The following is an 18,297-nucleotide window of genomic DNA, read 5'->3' as shown; positions in this document are numbered from 1 at the left end:
TGTTTTCTCATGTTTTTTATGACACGTGTGTAAAGTAAGGAATATGCGTAGAATAGATAATCAATAATTGGCAGGGCTTGCTATTTTTGGATAGCGGGATAATGTAAGTTGTTAGACAAGTGTGTTGTATTCCTACGTATTGCCACATGGACTAACAAACGAGTGGAGAGTGTTATGTTTGAAAACCGAACCCGACTCATTATTCAAGAAAAGTATCTTGAATTGGTCAGACAGGCTGTTGATGTGTTAAAAGCAATTCCAACGACACAATTACAAGACATTGGAAGTACTTACGACAACGTCTGGGAGGCTTTTACACAGGAAGTTCAACGTGAGGAAGATGCGATTTATTTTAGTGGGTTAATCACTGATGTCTGTCGGCAAATGGTACAAACCTTGTCTATTACGGAATTGCAATTGCTTTGGTTAATATCAGATGGTTGCTTTGATTGGGATGATGATGAAGAGTTTCCCGAAATTGAGCAAATGGTGACTGATGTAACCGATGAGTTAAGCTCTTGGGTTGAGCAGGAAGCGGAAGAACCTGAGTTAGAAGAGGATTTTTATGACGATGAGGAAGACGATGAGGATTTCGAAGTCGAGTATTATGAAGAAGACCATAGTCATAAACGCAAGCATTAAACCTGTTGAAGCTCAACAAGGTTAATGTTGAAAGACAACAGAAGCCATCCAAAGCCCTTGCTTTGGATGGTCGTCATTAAGTGCCTAATAGGTCTTTGCGCGGGTCAAAGGGGAAAGTATCTGCCATTGTTTTATAAAAGTGTCTTTCTTTTTCTGTAGTTGCGCGTGGGGTTACAATTTGTAATACCACGTATTGATCACCTGCGGGCTTGCCTGTTAATCCCCGACCGCGTAAACGGAGTTTTTGTCCTGATTGTGAATCGGCAGGAATTTTTAAATCGACTTGTCCGCCCAAAGTTGGCACGGCAATCGTCGCGCCGAGTGCAGCTTCCCACGGGGTAATGGGTAATGTGAGATAAATATCTTTCCCTTCTACTCGATAAAAATTGTGGGCTTGTAATTGAATTTCTAGGTATAAATCGCCATTTGCCCCACCGCCCATGCCTGCCGAGCCTTGCCCTGCTAAACGGATTTTTTGCCCTGTTGTCACGCCTGCGGGGATTTTGACGTTCAACGCGCGGTTTTTATACTGCGTGCGTCCGTGACTATCAGGCTCTGAAACTTGCACTTGTATTGAGCGCGTTGTGCCGTGATAGGCTTCTTCTAGGCTAATCGATAATTGTGTGTGTTGGTCTTCGCCCTGCATTCTGAAATGGCTTTGTTGCGTGCGTCCTTGTCGTCCACTGCGTTGTGCTTTAAAAATGCTTTCGAAAAAATCGCTAAAATCGACCCCGCCTGTTGCATTTCCGCTCCCAAAGCCACTGGAAAAATTAAAGTCCCAATCTGGTGGCGGATGAAATTCTTGCCCAGCTTTCCATTGCGCGCCTAATCGGTCATAAGCGGCTCGCTTTTCAGCATCTTGTAGAACTTCATAGGCTTCATTAATTTCTTTAATTTTTTGTTCGGCATCTTTTTCTTGGCTGACATCAGGGTGATATTTGCGCACCAGTCGACGATAGGCTTTTTTAATTTCTTCTGTCGTCGCGGAACGTTCAACGCCCAACGTTTGATAATAATCTTTATATTCCATGATTGATTCACCCCACTTTATGCCGTGGTCATAATAATAAAACCCCACAACACGACCGCGCTGTGGGGTTTTAAGTTTAACGGTGTTTAAACAATATTTACATTGATTTTACGCGGTTGTGCAATTTCCCGTTTTGGAATGGTGATTTCTAAAACGCCATGTTTGCCTGTCGCGCTGATTTTCTCTGCGTCTGCCGTATCTGGCAAGCCAAAACGTCGGTAGAAAGTGCCACGGACGCGCTCGACCCGTTTGTAATTTTTCCGCTCGTCTGTGGTTTCGCTAACACGTTCGCCTTTAATCGTTAATACGCCATTTTCCATCGTAATCTCGATGTCTTTCGGGTCAACCCCTGGAATGTCGGCGTGAATCAAGAAGGCTTTGTCTTCTTCTTTAATATCTACTGCAGGCACCCACGCGCTAGTTGCAACGGTGGTGTCTTCGTCATTGGGTAAAGAACGCCCATAAACTTGTTCGAGGTCTTTCATTAATTGGTTTAAACCGCCCCAAGGTTCATAACGTGCAATTTTCATGATAATTCTCCTGTTCGGATAAATAACGCTTAATATTTTGTTTGATATAAAGAATAAGGTCACTTAAATAAACTTCAAGAGAAAAAATGTAGATTTTTAGTTAATTTTTACCAGTTATTTTAATTTTTTGTTTTTATTTTATTTTTACTGATAATTAACTGGATTTCTTGCATGCTTTTATCATAACCCTTAAATCGGATGATTTATCACGCGATACTTGTGGCAATGATGCATTTGGTTTACTGCGCTTGGCATTGGCAACAAGTGGGGTCTTTGCTGAGTGTTAGCGTGCGCCATTGGCTATTAAAGGCGTTAAAAACATGTAGTTTTCCATGTTGTGTGATATGGGGATGATTGAGTAAATTTAAAACTGCGAGGGCTTGGAAACTGCCGATAACGCCTACCAGTGGGGCGATAATGCCTGTGGTGCTACAAGTCGGCGCATCTTCTGTGAGGGGACTTTCTTCATAAAGGCAGTGATAACAGGGGCTTTCTGGATAGCGGGGGTCAAATACGGCAACTTGCCCGCCCCATTGGATAGCCGCGCCGCTGATTAGGGGCTTTTTCAGGCGAAAACAGGCGGTATTTAAAGCAAAACGGGTGGGGAAGTTGTCGCTACAGTCGACAACTATGTCGGCAGTTTGTAGTAGGGGAATCAATTGCTCGACGGTTTGCGGGGCGTAGGGGTGGCAGGTGATATGCGTTTGTGGAGCGAGTTGTTGCAGACGAGTGCGGGCGGATTCTACTTTGTAGCGTCCAATCTGTGTCGTTTCATGAATGATTTGCCGTTGTAGATTGGTTAAATCGACGGTGTCTGCATCAACAAGTTGTAGTTGCCCAATTCCGCTACTGGCGAGATAGAGGGCAACGGGTGAGCCTAATCCACCTAAACCGATAATAATGACATTGGCATGGGCTAAGTCCATTTAGATGACTTTAGAAAATCGTTGTTCAGTGGCAAGACGTAGGTATTTATCAAAAGTCATGCAGATATTGCGAACGAGTAAACGCCCAGCGGGTAATACTTCTATTTTTTCAGCATTGTATTCAATGAGACCATCATTTTTTAAACTGGCTAAGGCTTGCCATTCTGGGGCAAAATAGGATTGAAAGTGAATATTAAAGGCTTGTTCTATAGTCGGAATATCGAGGCGGAAGTGGCACATGAGTTGGGTGATGATGTCGCGCCGTAGTTTATCATCGGCATCTAGGGCAACCCCGCGAAAAACCGCTAGTTGTCCTGCATCAATCAGGGCGTAGTATTCTTCTAAGGTTTTGACATTTTGGCTATAGCTATCGCCCACTTTGCCAATAGAGGTAATGCCTAAGCCAATTAAATCGCAATCAGCTTGGGTGGCGTAGCCTTGAAAGTTGCGGTATAGCGTGCCGTTACGTTGGGCAATAGCGAGTTCGTCATCAGGGCGGGCAAAGTGATCCATGCCAATATAAACATAGCCTGCTTCGGTTAAGTGGTTGATGGTGGTTTGTAAAATTGCCAATTTATCTGCTGGGCTGGGTAATTCTTCGGTATTAATCCGCCGTTGGGGTTTAAATAACGTCGGTAAGTGGGCGTAGTTAAAGACGGATAAGCGGTCAGGTTGTACCGCAATGATTTTGTCTAAGGTGCGGGAGAAGGTTTCGACGGTTTGATGGGGTAGCCCGTAAATTAGATCGATACTGATGGATTTAAAGCCTTCATGGCGGGCGGCATCGAGGACGGCAAACGTTTCTGCTTCAGTTTGTAGGCGATTAACCGCTTGTTGTACCGTTGGCTCAAAATCTTGTACGCCTAAACTCATGCGATTAAAACCCAGTTCGCGCAGCAGGGCGATAGTATCGTTTTTGGCTTCTCGGGGGTCAATTTCAATGGAATATTCGCCACTGTCATCGTCGAGTAGTTGAAAATATTGGCGGGTTGTTGCCATGAGAGTACGCATTTCTTCATGGCTTAAAAAGGTAGGCGTGCCACCGCCCCAATGGAGTTGGGTGACTTTTCTATCAGGATTAAATAGTTGGCTTTGTAATGCCAGTTCTTGATAGACGCGGGCAAGATAAGGCGCGGCGCGACTGCGGTCTTTAGTGACCACTTTATTACAGGCGCAGTAAAAGCAAACGGTATCACAGAAAGGGATGTGAAAATAAAGCGATAATGGCGTTTGTGGGTTTTGGCTACGTAGGGCTTCGGCGCGATAAGCGGCACTGTTAAAGCCTGTATGAAATTGGACAGCCGTCGGGTAGGAGGTATAGCGTGGGCCTGCTTTGTCGTAGCGTTTAATTAATTCTGCGTCAAAAATAAGTGGTTGCATCTTAAAAATCTCTGTTTATACACTTATGCTATTTTACAGCGTTTTACAAAGTTGATTCAGTTATTTTGTGCAACGATAGGCGATAATGGGTTAAAGTTTGGTTAAAATGGCGTTTTTAAGTTGCATTTCTTCGCTTAACAGGGGATTATCAATGTAAGCCATTTGCGAAAATGCGTTTTGTTACTCTCTAAATTTAATTAAAAAATAGTGTGTTCGATGCGTTACCATTTGTGGCGTTTTTTCTATACAAGCTTACTGTATTTATTGATTCCATTGCTAATTGTGCGTTTAATCTGGCGTGGTTTTTACGCACGGGCATATTGGCAACGTTGGGGGGAGCGGTTTGGTTTTTTTCCTGTTATGTCCCCACAAACGCCATTTATTTGGATTCATGCTGTTTCTTTCGGCGAGATGCAAGCCGCAATTCCCCTCATTCAGTTATTACGCACTGATTATCCAAATATACCGATTTTAGTAACAACCATGACACCGACAGGCTCACAACGGGTGCGTGCCGTCTTTGGTGATAGTGTGGCGCATGTTTATCTGCCTTATGATTTTCCTGACGCATGGCAACGCTTTTTTCAGCGTATTGGTAAACCACGTTTATTAATTTTGATGGAAACAGAGTTATGGGTGAATTTAATTGCTGCATGTGAGCAACGACATATCCCTGTTTTTTTAGCAAATGCGCGATTGTCTGCACGCTCTGCACGGGGTTATCAGCGTATTCGTGGCTTAATCAGTCCAACATTGCAAAAGCTCACTTTAATTGCCGCGCAAAATATGGAAGATGCTGAACGCTTTATGGTATTAGGGGTAAATCCTGAGCAAGTCCATGTAACTGGCAGTATTAAATTTGATTTACATTTACCTGAGCAATTGACGGAGCAAGCCAATTTATTGCGGGCTCAGTGGGGGGAAAATCGTCCTGTCTGGATTGCTGCTAGCACGCATTCAGGCGAAGAGGCGTTATTACTGCGCGTTTTTGCGCAAGTGCGTCAAGTGTTACCCACCGCATTATTAATTTTAGTGCCACGTCATCCTGAACGGTTTAACCAAGTCGCTCAATATTGCGAGCAACAAGGCTTTGTAATTTGTCGCCGTAGCCAAAAAAATCGGGGAGATTTAACAACGGATGTTTATTTCGGTGATACAATGGGAGAGTTATTACTTTTATACGCTTGTGCAGATATAAGCGTGGTCGGCGGGAGTTTTGTCCCTGTCGGAGGGCATAATCCGCTAGAACCTGCCGCATTAGGATTACCGATTATCACAGGCGAATATGTTTTTAATTTTTCTGATATTTATAAACAGCTGATAAAAATTGGTGTAGCGCAACAATTTAAACATGAGGCAGAGGTTGCTAACGCATTATGTGATTGGCTAACCAATCCTGCTCATTGCCAAGAAGTAGGCAGAAAAGCACGGGACTTTATCCATAAAAATCGTGGGGCTCTATTTAGACTCTATCATTTGATAACCCCGTGGTTATAAGAATAAAAACGGATATAAAACCACAAAAAGCATGTTGTTTTTATATCTTATTAAAACAGCTATACTTATTAGAATTTTTGTGATGATTTGAATAACGGTTATATTTTCAAATAATTCAATACATGATTGTTTTAACAATAGACACCAATATTTAATAATACTTTGTTATGTTTTTTCTTTCTGGTTAAAACGGTTTAGTTTTGCCTACCTCAATCAAAACCATGATGATTTTCTCTGTAGATAATCATCATAAATTTTGTGAAATCATGTAGTATCAATATCGTTAACATTATTTGTTATTGATATTTTTTAAAGTAGCCCTGTCTTACAACATAAGCAAACGTAGAGAACTCAAAATATGGAAAATGTTGTTATTGTAGATGCTGTCCGTACTGCGATTGGTAATTTCAACGGTTCAATTGCTGATGTTCCCGCCCCTAAATTAGGCGCGCTTGTCATTAAAGCCTTATTAGAGCGGACAGGTGTCAAACCCGAGCAAGTCAGTGAAGTGATTCTCGGACAAGTTTTAACTGGCGGACAAGGGCAAAACCCTGCCCGTCAAGCAGCGATTGCAGCAGGTTTACCCGTTGAAGTCCCTGCCATGACCATTAATATCGTATGCGGTAGTGGTTTACGTTCTGTACACTTAGCAGCGCAAGCAATCCGTTGTGGTGATGCTGAAATTGTCATTGCAGGCGGTCAAGAAAATATGAGCGCGTCCCCACATGTTTTACCCAAATCCCGTCAAGGGGTTAAAATGGGCGATTGGACATTAAGCGACACTATGATTGTGGATGGTCTTACCGACGCATTCCATAATTATCATATGGGTATTACTGCCGAAAATATTGCTGCTAAATTTGAAATCAGTCGCGATGAGCAAGACAGTTTTGCTGCAACTTCTCAACAACGCGCTGAAGCAGCTCAAAAAGCGGGACACTTCGATAGTCAAATTGTCCCTGTTGTCATGCCACAAAAGAAAGGCGACCCTGTCGTTTTCAAAGTTGACGAATTTCCCCGTCATGGTTCTACCAAAGAAAGTTTGGGTAAATTACGCCCTGCGTTTAAATCTGATGGGACTGTGACTGCTGCAAATGCCTCAGGTATCAATGATGGTGCTGCCGCTATTTTATTAATGAGTGAAAGCAAGGCAAAAGAGTTAGGCTTACCTATCATGGCGCGTGTGGTTGCTTATGCAACAGCAGGGGTTGACCCAGCCATCATGGGCACAGGTCCTATTCCTGCAACCCGTAAGTGTTTAGAGAAAGCAGGCTGGAAAGTTGCCGACTTAGATTTAGTCGAAGCCAATGAAGCCTTTGCTTCTCAAGCGATTTCTGTTAACCGTGATTTAGGTTGGGATTTATCCAAAGTCAATGTAAACGGGGGCGCAATTGCTTTAGGTCATCCGATTGGTGCATCAGGTGCGCGTGTATTAGTGTCTCTGTTACATGAGATGGTGCGTCGTGATGCACATAAAGGATTAGCAACTTTATGTATTGGTGGCGGTCAAGGGGTTGCTTTAGCAGTTGAACGCTAAGCCCTAAGCGTACAAGAAACAGTGGTATTTAATCAGTCTTGTAAATTCCACTGTTTTCTTTGTAAGACCACTGATTGAAGTACAATAGTTTTAGTGCTTTATGCAGGTTACTGGTTAATAAAAACACTGACGGTGCTTTTTTCGCGTGATTAAGTCATGTGTTTCACTAGAGAAGATGGCTATGCAGTTAAATATGACGAACACACCAGACAATAACTCCCCTCGCATCATAAAAAAGTATCCAAACCGTCGTTTATATGACACCGCGATTAGTAGTTATATTACGCTTGATGACGTAAAATCCCTTGTACGGGATAATGTTAAATTCTACATTCAAGATGCAAAAACGGGTGAAGACATTACACGGAGCATTTTGTTACAAATTATTTTAGAGCAAGAAGCCGCTGGTGAACCCATTTTCAGTAGTGAAGTATTAGCCCAACTCATCCGTTTTTATGGGGATACCTTACAAGGTATTTTGGCAAACTACTTTGAGCGCAGCTTAGGCTTATTTTCTAAACAACAAGAAGATGCTCGCGCAAAAATGTATAACCCCATTTCTTTTATGACGGATATTGCAGAGCAAAACATCACGTTATGGAAAGATATGCAAGAAAGTTTCTTTCGTGCAACCTTACCCACAAAATCAGTGGATAGCCTGAAAGATACAAAAAAGAATTCAGTTGTTGATGAAGATAAACCTGCTAAATCTTCATGATTTTTTCCCTTTATTGTATAACAATAGAGTTTTAGCTTTTGTTTTAACAATAAAGACCTGTAGTCACAATGATGTCATTACTATCAGCCCTCTCCTCACAATGGACTGATTTATTCAAAACAACATAGTTAACGGAGGTTTTATGACAAAACGAGTCGCTTTAGTTACAGGTGGTACAGGTGGTATTGGTACACAAATTTGTAGAACGTTATCTAAAGAAGGCTATATCGTTGTCGCTAACTGGTTAAAAGGTATTGACGATGGTCCAGCATGGGAAGCGAAACAAAAAGCAGAAGGATATGAGAATATTCTCATTGCCGAAGGGGATGTTTCTGATTATGACCAAGCTGTTGCCATGGTGAAAGAAGCAGTAGAAAAAGCGGGCGCACCCATTGATATTCTGGTCAATAATGCGGGTATTACTCGTGATAAAATGTTCCGTAAAATGGAAAAAACTCAGTGGGATGCCGTTATCAGTAGCAACCTGAACAGCGTTTTCAACGTCACTAAACAAGTTTTAGATGGCATGGTGGAACGTGGCTGGGGTCGTATTATCAATATTTCTTCTGTCAATGGTCAAAAAGGTCAAGCGGGTCAAGCAAACTATTCTGCTGCTAAAGCAGGGATGCATGGCTTCACGATGGCAATTGCGCAAGAAGTAGCAAGTAAAGGTGTTACCGTAAACACTATTTCTCCGGGTTATATCGGTACAGCGATGGTTATGGCAATTAAAGAAGAAATCCGTAACCAAATCGTTGCTCAAATTCCTGTTGGTCGTTTAGGCAAACCTGAAGAAATCGCTTGGATGGTGCAAGTATTAGCTGATGAAAGATCAGCGTTCATCACAGGTGCAAATATGTCCGTCAATGGCGGTTTATATATGAGTTAATGCTACTCTTTGTTAAGGGCTAGCTAATAATAAATTGTTTTATTTAAAGTTCATTCATTAATTTTTCTCGCGTTTAGCCCTTGACAGGCGTGTTGAGTTTCGTTATTGTGCAGTGCGTCATTATATTGTGATGCATTGCACAAAACATTTTAATGTCTTTAAAAATAAAAGCGAATCTTTAAAACACGCTTTTATAATTTTCTTAATAATTACTTTCGTTGGAGAACCCGCTGATGGATAATGAATTACTCAAGAAATGGACAGACATGAACAAAGTCGCAATGGATGCGATGAAAGAGTTAGGCGAAATCAACACAACCGCAATGACTCGTTTGACCCAACGTCAAATGGAAATGGTTAATTTATACATGGAAAGTGGTTCAAAACAACTGCAAGCCATGAGCGATGTGAAAAACGTTCAAGACTTAGTTAACGTTCAATCTCGCTTATTTGCAGAAATGAATGAAAAATTAATGGAAAATGCACGTCAAACCATTGAAATTCTGGTGGATGTGAAATCTGAGTTAGCTGGTTGGGCAGAAAAAGGCATGGATGTTGTCAATTCTAATCTGCCTAAGTCTGTTAAAAAATAATTTATACCTCTTAATGCTTAAGGGAAGGTAAAAGTAATTTTTATCTTCTCTTTTTTTATTTAACCTGAGTTCGGCAAGATTTATAAAACAGAGACCTGCTAGGTTTTCAAAACCTAGCAGGTCTTTTTTTGTCTGAATCAGAATTCACAGAATTTTCAGAATTAGCAGGATTAAAAAGCGTGATTCATCTGACTTTTTGGTTTAAGGGTTTCAAATTCTGTTAATTCTGAAAATCCTGATTCAGACAAGTTGTTGTCTTTTTTTAAAAGAAACTTGCACAACTCAGATTAAATTAATCCGTTATTTTAGTAGATATAAATCTTGTTTTAACTGGGTTACTTCTTGGCGCAGGCGTTGTTCTTCGCGTTCGTAGTTTTGTAAATCGTTTTCAGCCACTTGTTTAACCGTACTGGCTTGTTGTAACTTTTTCAGTTCTTTTTGCAAACGTTCAGTTTTTTGCGTGAGCTGTTGTTTTTGCTGGGTTACATTTTTATTTTTAGCGTCAATCACACGGACTTGTTGAGAGAGTTGCTTAATTTCATCATTCAGTTGTTTACTTTGCTGTTGGAGCGTAGAGAGACGAGCGGAAACGCTGGCTTTTTCTGTCGTTAAGCTTTGTTGTTCCGTTTGGCTTTGTTTTTGTAAATCCTTTAGCGCAGAGAGATTGTTTTCACGCTCTTCAATCCGACGATCATAGTTCCCTGATGTAATGCCATAAACGCCTCCAAAGAATCCACCTTCACTGGGGTCATCGCTGACCGCACAAGCATTTAAGCTGCTAATTATGAGGATGGTTACGATAATTCTCATCTTACGCTCCTGATGGTGTTTGAATTACACTGCAATTTCACTGCTTAAGGCTTGAAGTTGATTAGTCTGTTGTTCTAGCTGAGTTTTTTCTTGCTTCAACATACTAATACGTTGATTCCAAGTATTTAACTTAGATTGATCTGTTGTTGTCGCTTGAGACTTTGCATCGGTATAGAGGGATTGAGTCACTTCAAGTTCATTGTTAATCCCTTTCAGGGCTTGTTGTGATTCTTTGTAACGCGCATCTAACAGTGCTTTTTGTGCAGAAAGTTGTGTTTTTTTGCTGGCATCTTTTTCCGCTTGTTTTTGTAGCTTGCTAATTTGGCTACGATAAGCCGTAATTTCTACTTTTAAGCGGCTGTTGACTTGTTTTAACTCACGAGTGAGTTCTTCTGTCCGTTGACTTTCAGTTGCAATCAGCTCCTCTTGATTTTTATAGGCTTGTTTGCGTTTTGCCACTTCATCTGCGACAACATAGCCAATACCTGCACCCAGTGTAGAGCCGATTAAGGTACTATTGGTATTGTCCCCAATTAAGTTGCCTGCAAGTCCACCTAAGGTCGCGCCTAATGCAGTCCCTTCCACGCGGGTACGGGTTTGGTCGTCCATACCTGAGCTATTGGTATTACTATTACCCGTTAAAGCCCCCATGTAGTTCTCTATGCCTGCACATCCACCTAAGGCAAGTGTCATGCTCAGGGAAAGTATGAGTATTTTAGATTGCATGATTTGTCTTGAATCTCCTGTAATGCATTATTTAAGTTTGTTGTCTTGATTAACACGTAGATTTCAACTTGCAGAATTTGTTCCATTTTTTATTTTTTGTTTTAAAACATGTTATTGATTTGATACTTGCTATTTAGTATCGGTTTGTTTTTTAGTATAGACAGCAAAACGAACTTTAAAATCAGGGGGGAGACCTAGTTTTTTGTATAAATTAAGTGGCGGAAATAGCGTTGGGTTAGTTTTATAAACCAAGCAAAGAATTAAAGGCGGGGATATAGGATTAAGCTGTGTTTATTTTTTATCATTTTCAACAGTTTATCTATATAACATTTTAATTTTCATTGTTTTTATATGGTCATTTTTTCATCATGTTGACGGTTAGCTTGGCATTAGTGCCGATTTTTTTAATTATTCTTTTGGGATATTTGTTAATCCATATTCATTTTCCTGATGATGTTTTTTGGAAACCCATGGAAGAGGTGACTTATTATATTTTATTTCCTTGTTTAATTATCAATGAGTTATCTTCAGCGCAGTTGCAGGGATTAAATATTGTGCCGATGTTGGTGGCATTAATAGGAAGTATGTTGCTGGTTGGGTTGTTAACGTGGTTAATACGTGGGGTATTAGCGGTTGATGGACGGGGGTTTAGCTCTATTTTTCAGGGGAGTGTTCGTTTTAATTCTTATGTCGGTATTGCCGTTGCGGCAGCATTATTACAGGGAGCTGGTGTTCCTTTAGCGGCGTTAGCGATGGCTTGTATGATTCCTTTAGCGAATATTTTATGTGTTTCGATATTAGCGCATTACGCAACGCATGAGCCAACGCATTGGGGTGTAATTTTTAAAGCATTATTACGTAATCCATTAATTATAGGTTGTGTGATTGGTATTAGTTTGAATGTGTTGGATTGGCGATTACCCATTTTTTTGCAACAGACGTTTAGTATTTTAGGGAAGGCTTCTTTAGCATTAGGTTTATTAGCGGCTGGAGCAGGTTTGCGTTTTGGTGCGTTTAAAGCGCATTGGGAAAGTTTATTAGTTAGTGCTGGCTTGAAATTATTTATTTTTCCCTTATGTGTGTGGTCTTTCTGTTGGTTAATGCGTTTAGATCAAGCAACCAGTACGATTGCTGTTTTATATGGTACGTTACCAACGGCAACCTCTGCTTATATTTTGGCAAGGCAAATGGGGGGGGATGCAACATTGATGGCAAATATTATTACTTTTCAGACCATCATAGCGGCTGTAACCATGCCATTTATGTTGAGCTGGTTGGTGATTGGTTGAAGTGATGAATGAAAGTTTTGTGCGTGATGCCGATTTAATAAAGAAAAGATTCTCACTTTTTCACATTATGTGATTGGAAAAGTGTGCGCATTGTTCATCATCTAGGCGGAAAATTCATCATGGCTCTGTTAGAATTTACATATAACGTTTGTTAGGTAGTGTTTTTCCATTCGTTAAGCATTTTTTGTTAAAATAGTACGTTGCTGTATTAAGTTTAAAAAAATACTTAACATCATGACCTATCTATTTTTGTCCTTTCTTTTCCTTATCTGAAAATATTATGCCGTTGTATTCCCCTTTCATTTGACTTAATTAAATGGATTTAGCATGACCCCAGCGCAATATTCTGAACTCGTCCAAGCGGGTTATAACCGCATCCCCGTTCTACGTGAAGTATTAGCCGATTTAGATACGCCGTTAAGTGCCTATTTAAAATTAGCTAATGGGGCGTATTCTTACTTATTTGAATCTGTTCAAGGTAGTGAGAAGTGGGGACGCTATTCGTTTATCGGCTTACCAGCAAAGGTTGTCGTCCGCGTTTGGGGTAACGCGATTGAAGTGTGGCAATCTGGGCAAATTGTCGAGCGTTTACAAGTGAGTGATCCATTAGCATGGGTTGCAAACTTTAAGCAACGGTTTCGTGTTCCTGTTTTACCACATGTTTTGCCCTTTATGGGGGGCTTAGTGGGGTATTTTGGTTACGATACGATTCGTTATATCGAGCCGCGTTTAGCCCATGCGCAACAGTCTGACCCGTTACAAACGCCTGATATTTTATTGATGGTATCCGATGAGGTATTGGTTTTTGATAGTTTAAAAGGGAAATTATATTTAATTGTTCATGCAGATACGGATATACCAGATGCGTTAGCAAAAGCAGAGCAACGTTTAGATGCGTTAGTCAAGCAGTTGCGGGAAAACCGTCCGACATTGGTCGATAACACGCCGCCTTATACCGTGAACGAAAGTGATTTTGTAACAGGATTTGGTAAAGAAGCCTATAAAAACGCGGTTGAGCGGATTAAAGCCTATGCCTTAGATGGTGACATTATGCAGGTGGTTTTATCGCAACGCATGACAATTCCTTGTCCTGTGTCGCCGTTAAATGTTTACCGTTCACTTAGAAATCTTAACCCATCGCCTTATATGTTTTATTTGGATTTAGCAGATTTCCATGTTGTTGGCTCTTCTCCTGAAATTTTAGTGCGTTTGTCGCAAGGAGAAATTACGGTGCGTCCCATCGCAGGCACACGCCCACGTGGTGCTGATGAGGCGAGCGATAAAGCCCTTGAAACGGAGTTATTAGCTGATCCTAAAGAATGTGCTGAACACTTAATGTTGATTGATTTAGGGCGTAATGATGTAGGGCGAGTTGCTGAAATTGGTAGCGTTAAGCTCACGGATAAGATGATTGTAGAGCGTTATTCACATGTTATGCATATTGTGTCGAATGTGACGGGGCAAATTAAACCTGATTTAAGCGCAATTGATGTCTTACGTGCAGTATTCCCCGCTGGCACTTTAAGTGGCGCGCCTAAAGTTCGGGCAATGGAAATTATTGACGAGTTAGAACCGATTAAACGCTGTATTTATGGGGGGGCAGTCGGTTATCTCGCATGGCATGGTGATATGGATACAGCAATTGCTATCCGCACAGCTGTGATTAAAGATGGGGTCTTACATATTCAAGTGGGGGCAGGTATTGTGGCTGATTCTGTGCCAGAAAATGAATGGAATGAGACTTTGAATAAAGGACGTGCAATGTTTAAAGCCGTTGCCATGGCAGCCTCTGGCGTTTATCAGTTCAACTAAAAGGTTAAGGAGTTGTTATATGTTATTGATGATAGACAATTATGATTCCTTCACCTACAATCTGGTGCAATATTTTGGTGAATTGGGCGCAGATGTTCATGTGTATCGAAACGACCAAATCACCATTGAAGACATCACGAGATTAACGCCTCAACATATTGTTGTTTCACCAGGACCTTGTACGCCTAATGAAGCAGGGGTTTCTATTCCTGCCATTCAAGCATTTGCAGGCAAAGTGCCTATTTTAGGTGTTTGTCTTGGTCATCAAAGTATCGGGCAAGCATTTGGTGGGCATATTATTCGTGCAAAAACCATTATGCACGGTAAAACCTCATTAGTGCATCACAAGAATATTGGTGTTTTTCAAGGGTTGAAAACCCCTTATCAAGCAACTCGTTATCATTCATTAGTCATTGAAAAGGATAGCTTGCCAGATTGTTTAGAAGTTACCGCATGGACAGAAACCCCTGAGGGTCAAATTGACGAAATCATGGGTGTGCGTCATAAAACGCTAAAATCCTTAGAAGGGGTACAGTTTCACCCTGAATCTATATTGACTGAACAGGGTCATGCGTTGTTAAAAAACTTCTTAGAAATGCGTTAAGTTAGCAGTACGGTAGGTAATAATGCCAATAGTGTGAATACATTCACTGTATTCACACTATTTCTTAGACTGAGTGGATTTTCTAAATTTTCTGTTGCTTCACACGATAAACTATCGTTTTGTACAGCTTTACTAGCAAAAACAAGTAAGTTTTACGTACATAAAGCGACAAGGAAAGCAATGCGGTCACAAACAGTCTAACCTAAAGAGTATCAGTGTGATGCACTTGACTGGGTGTCCTTATCGTCTGCGAAATAAAAGTTGGCGTGTTGGGCTGATATAACTTAGTATTCTACAAAAGTAATCACAGGTTAAAGCCTATGTCAGTAACGAAATCTAAAGTCATTCTCACAGGGCTAGCCCGTAAGTTAGTTACCGAAAACTTGCTTACCGAGGCTGTAGCAGAACAGGCTTTTGAAGAAGCCCTCAAAACCCGCATTTCTTTTGCTAGCTATATTGTTGAAAAAAAGTTATTGGGCAGCAAGGAAGTTGCCCATGCTGCTTCTGAAGAACTAGGGGTTCCACTGGTTGATATCGAAAATGTCGAGTTAAATCCCGAAGTCATTAAGCTAATTGATGAAAAATTATTAAAAAAACATCGCACATTACCTATTTATAAACGCGGCAATCGTCTATTTGTCGCAATGTCTGATCCAACTAACTTTCCTGCATTAGACGAAATCAAATTCCAGACCAAGATGAATACAGAGGCCATCTTGGTAGAAGAAGACAAACTTATCAAGCTCATGGAAAAAGTGGCGGAACTTTTTGACACGAGCATGAAAGGCTTAGACGGAGAGTTTAACGATTTAGACCTAGAAGGCGAAGAAGGCGAAGGGGCTAATAAAGAAGAAGAAAAAAATGATGCTGAAGATGCTCCAATTGTAAAGTTTGTCAATAAAATGTTACTAGATGCGATTAAAATGGGCGCATCTGACTTGCATTTTGAACCTTATGAAAAATTCTATCGTGTTCGATTTCGGATTGATGGAATGTTGCGCACTATCTCTACCCCCCCGATTGGCTTAAACCGTAAATTAGCTGCTCGGATTAAAGTCATGTCACGCTTGGACGTATCTGAACGTCGCGTTCCTCAAGATGGTCGGATTAAGTTAAAAATTTCCGCAAATAAATCAATGGATTTCCGTATTAGTACCTGCCCAACCTTGTTTGGTGAAAAGGTCGTTATGCGGATTTTGGACTCTTCGGCGGCAAAATTAAATATTGATCAGCTGGGTTATGAGGCAGAGCAAAAAGAGCTATATTTACAGGCTCTTGCAAATCCATATGGCATGGTGTTGGTAACAGGTCCTACAGGGAGTGGTAAAACGGTATCACTTTATACAGGGGTAAATATTCTTAATAAAGAAGATGTTAATATCTCCACAGCGGAAGACCCTGTAGAAATTAACTTACCAGGGATTAACCAAGTTCAAGTCGATGAACGAACAGGAATGACGTTCTCAAAGGCATTAAAAGCCTTCTTACGTCAAGACCCTGATATTATTCTGGTTGGTGAGATTCGGGATTTAGAAACGGGCAGTATTGCAATTAAAGCTGCGTCCACGGGACACATGGTAATGTCAACCTTACACACCAATGATGCACCACAAACGTTGACACGGATGATCGATATGGGAATTGCCCCCTTTGCAATTGCAACTTCCGTCAATCTCGTGATGGCACAACGTCTGTGTCGTCGTTTATGTTCCTGCAAAGTAGAAATTGATATTCCTAAAAAAACACTGATAGAAGAAGGGTTTAAAGAACAAGATGTCAATGACCCTAATTTTAAAATTTATGGACCACGTCCAGATGGTTGTGAAAAATGTAATGGCTCTGGTTACAAAGGACGGGTAGGGATTTACCAAGTGATGCCCATCTCTGACGCAATGCGCCGTATGATTATGGAAGGCAAAAATGCAGTCGACTTAGCAGACCAAGCTCAACGAGAGGGTATCCCTGATTTACGTCAGTCAGGTCTTAAAAAGGTCAAAGATGGATTGACTTCTTTAGAAGAAATCAATCGTGTTGTCCTCAAGGAATAATATGCTATGGCAGAAAATGTTGCGAAAAAGACCACCGCAGGTGGAGCGAACCTTCCAAAAACAGAAATTTACATTTGGGATGGTACAGACAAACAAGGTAAAAAGCTGAAAGGGGAGTTAACCGGTAGTAGCGAAATTTTGGTAAAGGCGTTATTGCGTAAACAAGGAATTACGCCAACTCGTGTACGCAAAAAACCAAAACCACTTTTTGGTGATAGTAGTGGAAAACCCATTACAGCTTCAGATATTGCAGTTTTTGCACGGCAATTGACCACGATGATGAGTGCGGGAGTGCCATTAATTCAAGCATTTGATATTGTTGCGCAAGGGCAAGAAAACCCTCGTATGCAGAAAATGCTTCTTGATATTAAAGCGACTGTTGAATCAGGAGGAACGTTAGCAGATGGTTTGCGCCAACATCCTGATCAATTTGATGCGTTATTCTGTAACCTCGTAGAAGCAGGTGAACAAGCAGGGGCATTAGAATCCTTATTAGATAAAGTAGCAACCTATAAGGAAAAAACCGAAGGGATTAAAAAGAAAATTAAAAAGGCACTCACCTACCCTATCGCTGTTATTGTCGTTGCCTTTATTATTACCGCTATTTTGATGATTTTCGTAGTTCCCGTGTTTGCGGATTTATTTAAAGGGTTTGGTGCAGACTTACCCGCTTTAACTCAATTTGTCGTGGACTTATCCGAGAAATTTGTTAAATATTGGTACATTATCTTTGGAACTATTATTGGTGGTGTCATTGCCTTTAAACAAGCGAAGAAACGTATTCCTGCCTTTGACAGTTTTTTACAACGAATGTCATTAAAAATGCCAATCTTTGGTGACTTAATCGGTAAATCTGCCGTAGCACGTTTTGCCCGTACCATGGCAACTATGTTTGCTGCGGGTACGCCTTTGGTTGAAGCGATGGATTCTGTCGCAGGCGCAACAGGCAATATTGTTTATCAAGAAGCGGTGTTACAGATTAAAGACGATGTTTCAACAGGGATTGCACTGGCGACTAGTATGCGTAATCAGGGAAAAATTTGGCCCAATATGATGGTGCAAATGGTGCAGATTGGTGAAGAATCTGGGGCATTAGAAACGATGCTTGGTAAAGTGGCTGATTTCTATGAAGAGGAAGTTGATGCACTGGTTGATGCAATGAGTAGTTTGTTAGAACCCATGATTATGGCGTTCTTGGGGATTGTCATTGGGGGTTTAGTCGTGGCAATGTACTTACCAATCTTTAAAATGGGTTCTGTTGTTTAA

Annotated in this window: 17 protein-coding genes; 11 read left to right on the top strand and 6 right to left on the bottom strand. The window is 41.0% G+C overall.

All coding sequences use genetic code 11. The features are described 5' to 3' along the window. The first annotated feature begins 174 nt into the window (after positions 1-174). On the top strand, positions 175-642 hold the full coding sequence (locus tag BEGALDRAFT_RS14800; protein WP_002691344.1) for a hypothetical protein: 468 nt from the start codon (positions 175-177) through the stop codon (positions 640-642). Between the two features lie 76 nt (positions 643-718). Here BEGALDRAFT_RS14800 and BEGALDRAFT_RS14795 read toward each other — a convergent pair whose 3' ends face one another. The 4 genes from BEGALDRAFT_RS14795 to hemN form a co-directional block, all read right to left on the bottom strand. Beyond that, a complete protein-coding gene (locus tag BEGALDRAFT_RS14795) occupies positions 719-1,672 on the bottom strand; it encodes a DnaJ C-terminal domain-containing protein (protein WP_002691342.1) in 954 nt (317 codons plus the stop codon). An 86-nt stretch (positions 1,673-1,758) separates the two neighbouring features. Next, positions 1,759-2,202 carry an Hsp20/alpha crystallin family protein gene (locus tag BEGALDRAFT_RS14790; protein ID WP_002691340.1) on the bottom strand — a complete coding sequence of 148 codons (444 nt, stop codon included), beginning with the start codon at positions 2,200-2,202 and terminating at the stop codon, positions 1,759-1,761. 239 nt (positions 2,203-2,441) lie between these two features. After that, positions 2,442-3,128 (bottom strand): HesA/MoeB/ThiF family protein, encoded by a 687-nt coding sequence (locus tag BEGALDRAFT_RS14785; RefSeq protein WP_002691338.1) that lies wholly within the window; start codon positions 3,126-3,128, stop codon positions 2,442-2,444. After that, positions 3,129-4,508: an oxygen-independent coproporphyrinogen III oxidase gene (gene hemN / locus BEGALDRAFT_RS14780; RefSeq protein WP_002691336.1), complete on the bottom strand. Its 1,380-nt coding sequence runs from the start codon at positions 4,506-4,508 to the stop codon at positions 3,129-3,131. It abuts the gene before it with no gap. A 216-nt stretch (positions 4,509-4,724) separates the two neighbouring features. Between hemN and waaA the strand changes: the two genes are divergently transcribed. The 5 genes from waaA (at position 4,725) to BEGALDRAFT_RS14755 (ending at position 9,742) form a co-directional block, all read left to right on the top strand. Continuing rightward, positions 4,725-6,005, top strand: a complete 1,281-nt coding sequence (waaA, locus tag BEGALDRAFT_RS14775) for a lipid IV(A) 3-deoxy-D-manno-octulosonic acid transferase (protein WP_002691334.1) — start codon at positions 4,725-4,727, stop codon at positions 6,003-6,005. Positions 6,006-6,363: 358 nt separating this feature from the next. Next, positions 6,364-7,542 (top strand): acetyl-CoA C-acetyltransferase, encoded by a 1,179-nt coding sequence (locus tag BEGALDRAFT_RS14770; RefSeq protein WP_002691332.1) that lies wholly within the window; start codon positions 6,364-6,366, stop codon positions 7,540-7,542. Positions 7,543-7,735: 193 nt separating this feature from the next. Then, positions 7,736-8,260: a polyhydroxyalkanoate synthesis repressor PhaR gene (gene phaR / locus BEGALDRAFT_RS14765; RefSeq protein ID WP_157237603.1), complete on the top strand. Its 525-nt coding sequence runs from the start codon at positions 7,736-7,738 to the stop codon at positions 8,258-8,260. A 142-nt stretch (positions 8,261-8,402) separates the two neighbouring features. Then, the gene (gene phbB, locus BEGALDRAFT_RS14760) at positions 8,403-9,149 is read left to right on the top strand and encodes an acetoacetyl-CoA reductase (RefSeq protein WP_002691328.1); all 747 of its coding nucleotides are present in this window, start codon (positions 8,403-8,405) and stop codon (positions 9,147-9,149) included. A 233-nt stretch (positions 9,150-9,382) separates the two neighbouring features. Beyond that, positions 9,383-9,742 (top strand): phasin family protein, encoded by a 360-nt coding sequence (locus BEGALDRAFT_RS14755; RefSeq protein ID WP_002691325.1) that lies wholly within the window; start codon positions 9,383-9,385, stop codon positions 9,740-9,742. Positions 9,743-10,042: 300 nt separating this feature from the next. Here the strand turns inward: BEGALDRAFT_RS14755 and BEGALDRAFT_RS14750 are convergent, their stop codons facing one another. Together BEGALDRAFT_RS14750 and BEGALDRAFT_RS14745 are read right to left on the bottom strand one after the other, a co-directional pair. Next, on the bottom strand, positions 10,043-10,552 hold the full coding sequence (locus tag BEGALDRAFT_RS14750) for a hypothetical protein (protein WP_002691323.1): 510 nt from the start codon (positions 10,550-10,552) through the stop codon (positions 10,043-10,045). Between the two features lie 24 nt (positions 10,553-10,576). Continuing rightward, complete coding sequence (locus BEGALDRAFT_RS14745) at positions 10,577-11,278, bottom strand: glycine zipper 2TM domain-containing protein (protein ID WP_002691321.1); 702 nt, start codon at positions 11,276-11,278, stop codon at positions 10,577-10,579. Positions 11,279-11,646: 368 nt separating this feature from the next. Here BEGALDRAFT_RS14745 and BEGALDRAFT_RS14740 point away from each other — a divergent pair, with 368 nt between their 5' ends. From BEGALDRAFT_RS14740 to BEGALDRAFT_RS14720, 5 genes are all read left to right on the top strand, one after another. Further along, positions 11,647-12,567: an AEC family transporter gene (locus BEGALDRAFT_RS14740; RefSeq protein WP_002691320.1), complete on the top strand. Its 921-nt coding sequence runs from the start codon at positions 11,647-11,649 to the stop codon at positions 12,565-12,567. A gap of 327 nt (positions 12,568-12,894) precedes the next feature. Further along, a complete protein-coding gene (gene trpE / locus BEGALDRAFT_RS14735; protein ID WP_002691318.1) occupies positions 12,895-14,379 on the top strand; it encodes an anthranilate synthase component I in 1,485 nt (494 codons plus the stop codon). Between the two features lie 19 nt (positions 14,380-14,398). Beyond that, positions 14,399-14,983, top strand: coding sequence for an aminodeoxychorismate/anthranilate synthase component II (locus BEGALDRAFT_RS14730; RefSeq protein WP_002691317.1), 585 nt, complete (start codon positions 14,399-14,401; stop codon positions 14,981-14,983). A gap of 320 nt (positions 14,984-15,303) precedes the next feature. Continuing rightward, positions 15,304-17,031: a type IV-A pilus assembly ATPase PilB gene (gene pilB, locus BEGALDRAFT_RS14725; protein ID WP_002691314.1), complete on the top strand. Its 1,728-nt coding sequence runs from the start codon at positions 15,304-15,306 to the stop codon at positions 17,029-17,031. A gap of 6 nt (positions 17,032-17,037) precedes the next feature. After that, complete coding sequence (locus BEGALDRAFT_RS14720; protein ID WP_002691312.1) at positions 17,038-18,297, top strand: type II secretion system F family protein; 1,260 nt, start codon at positions 17,038-17,040, stop codon at positions 18,295-18,297.

It is taken from the genome of Beggiatoa alba B18LD, from assembly GCF_000245015.1.
GTDB lineage: Bacteria > Pseudomonadota > Gammaproteobacteria > Beggiatoales > Beggiatoaceae > Beggiatoa > Beggiatoa alba.
The sequence above is the reverse complement of the archived record's forward strand: the minus strand, read 5'-3'. Positions and strand labels throughout refer to the sequence as shown.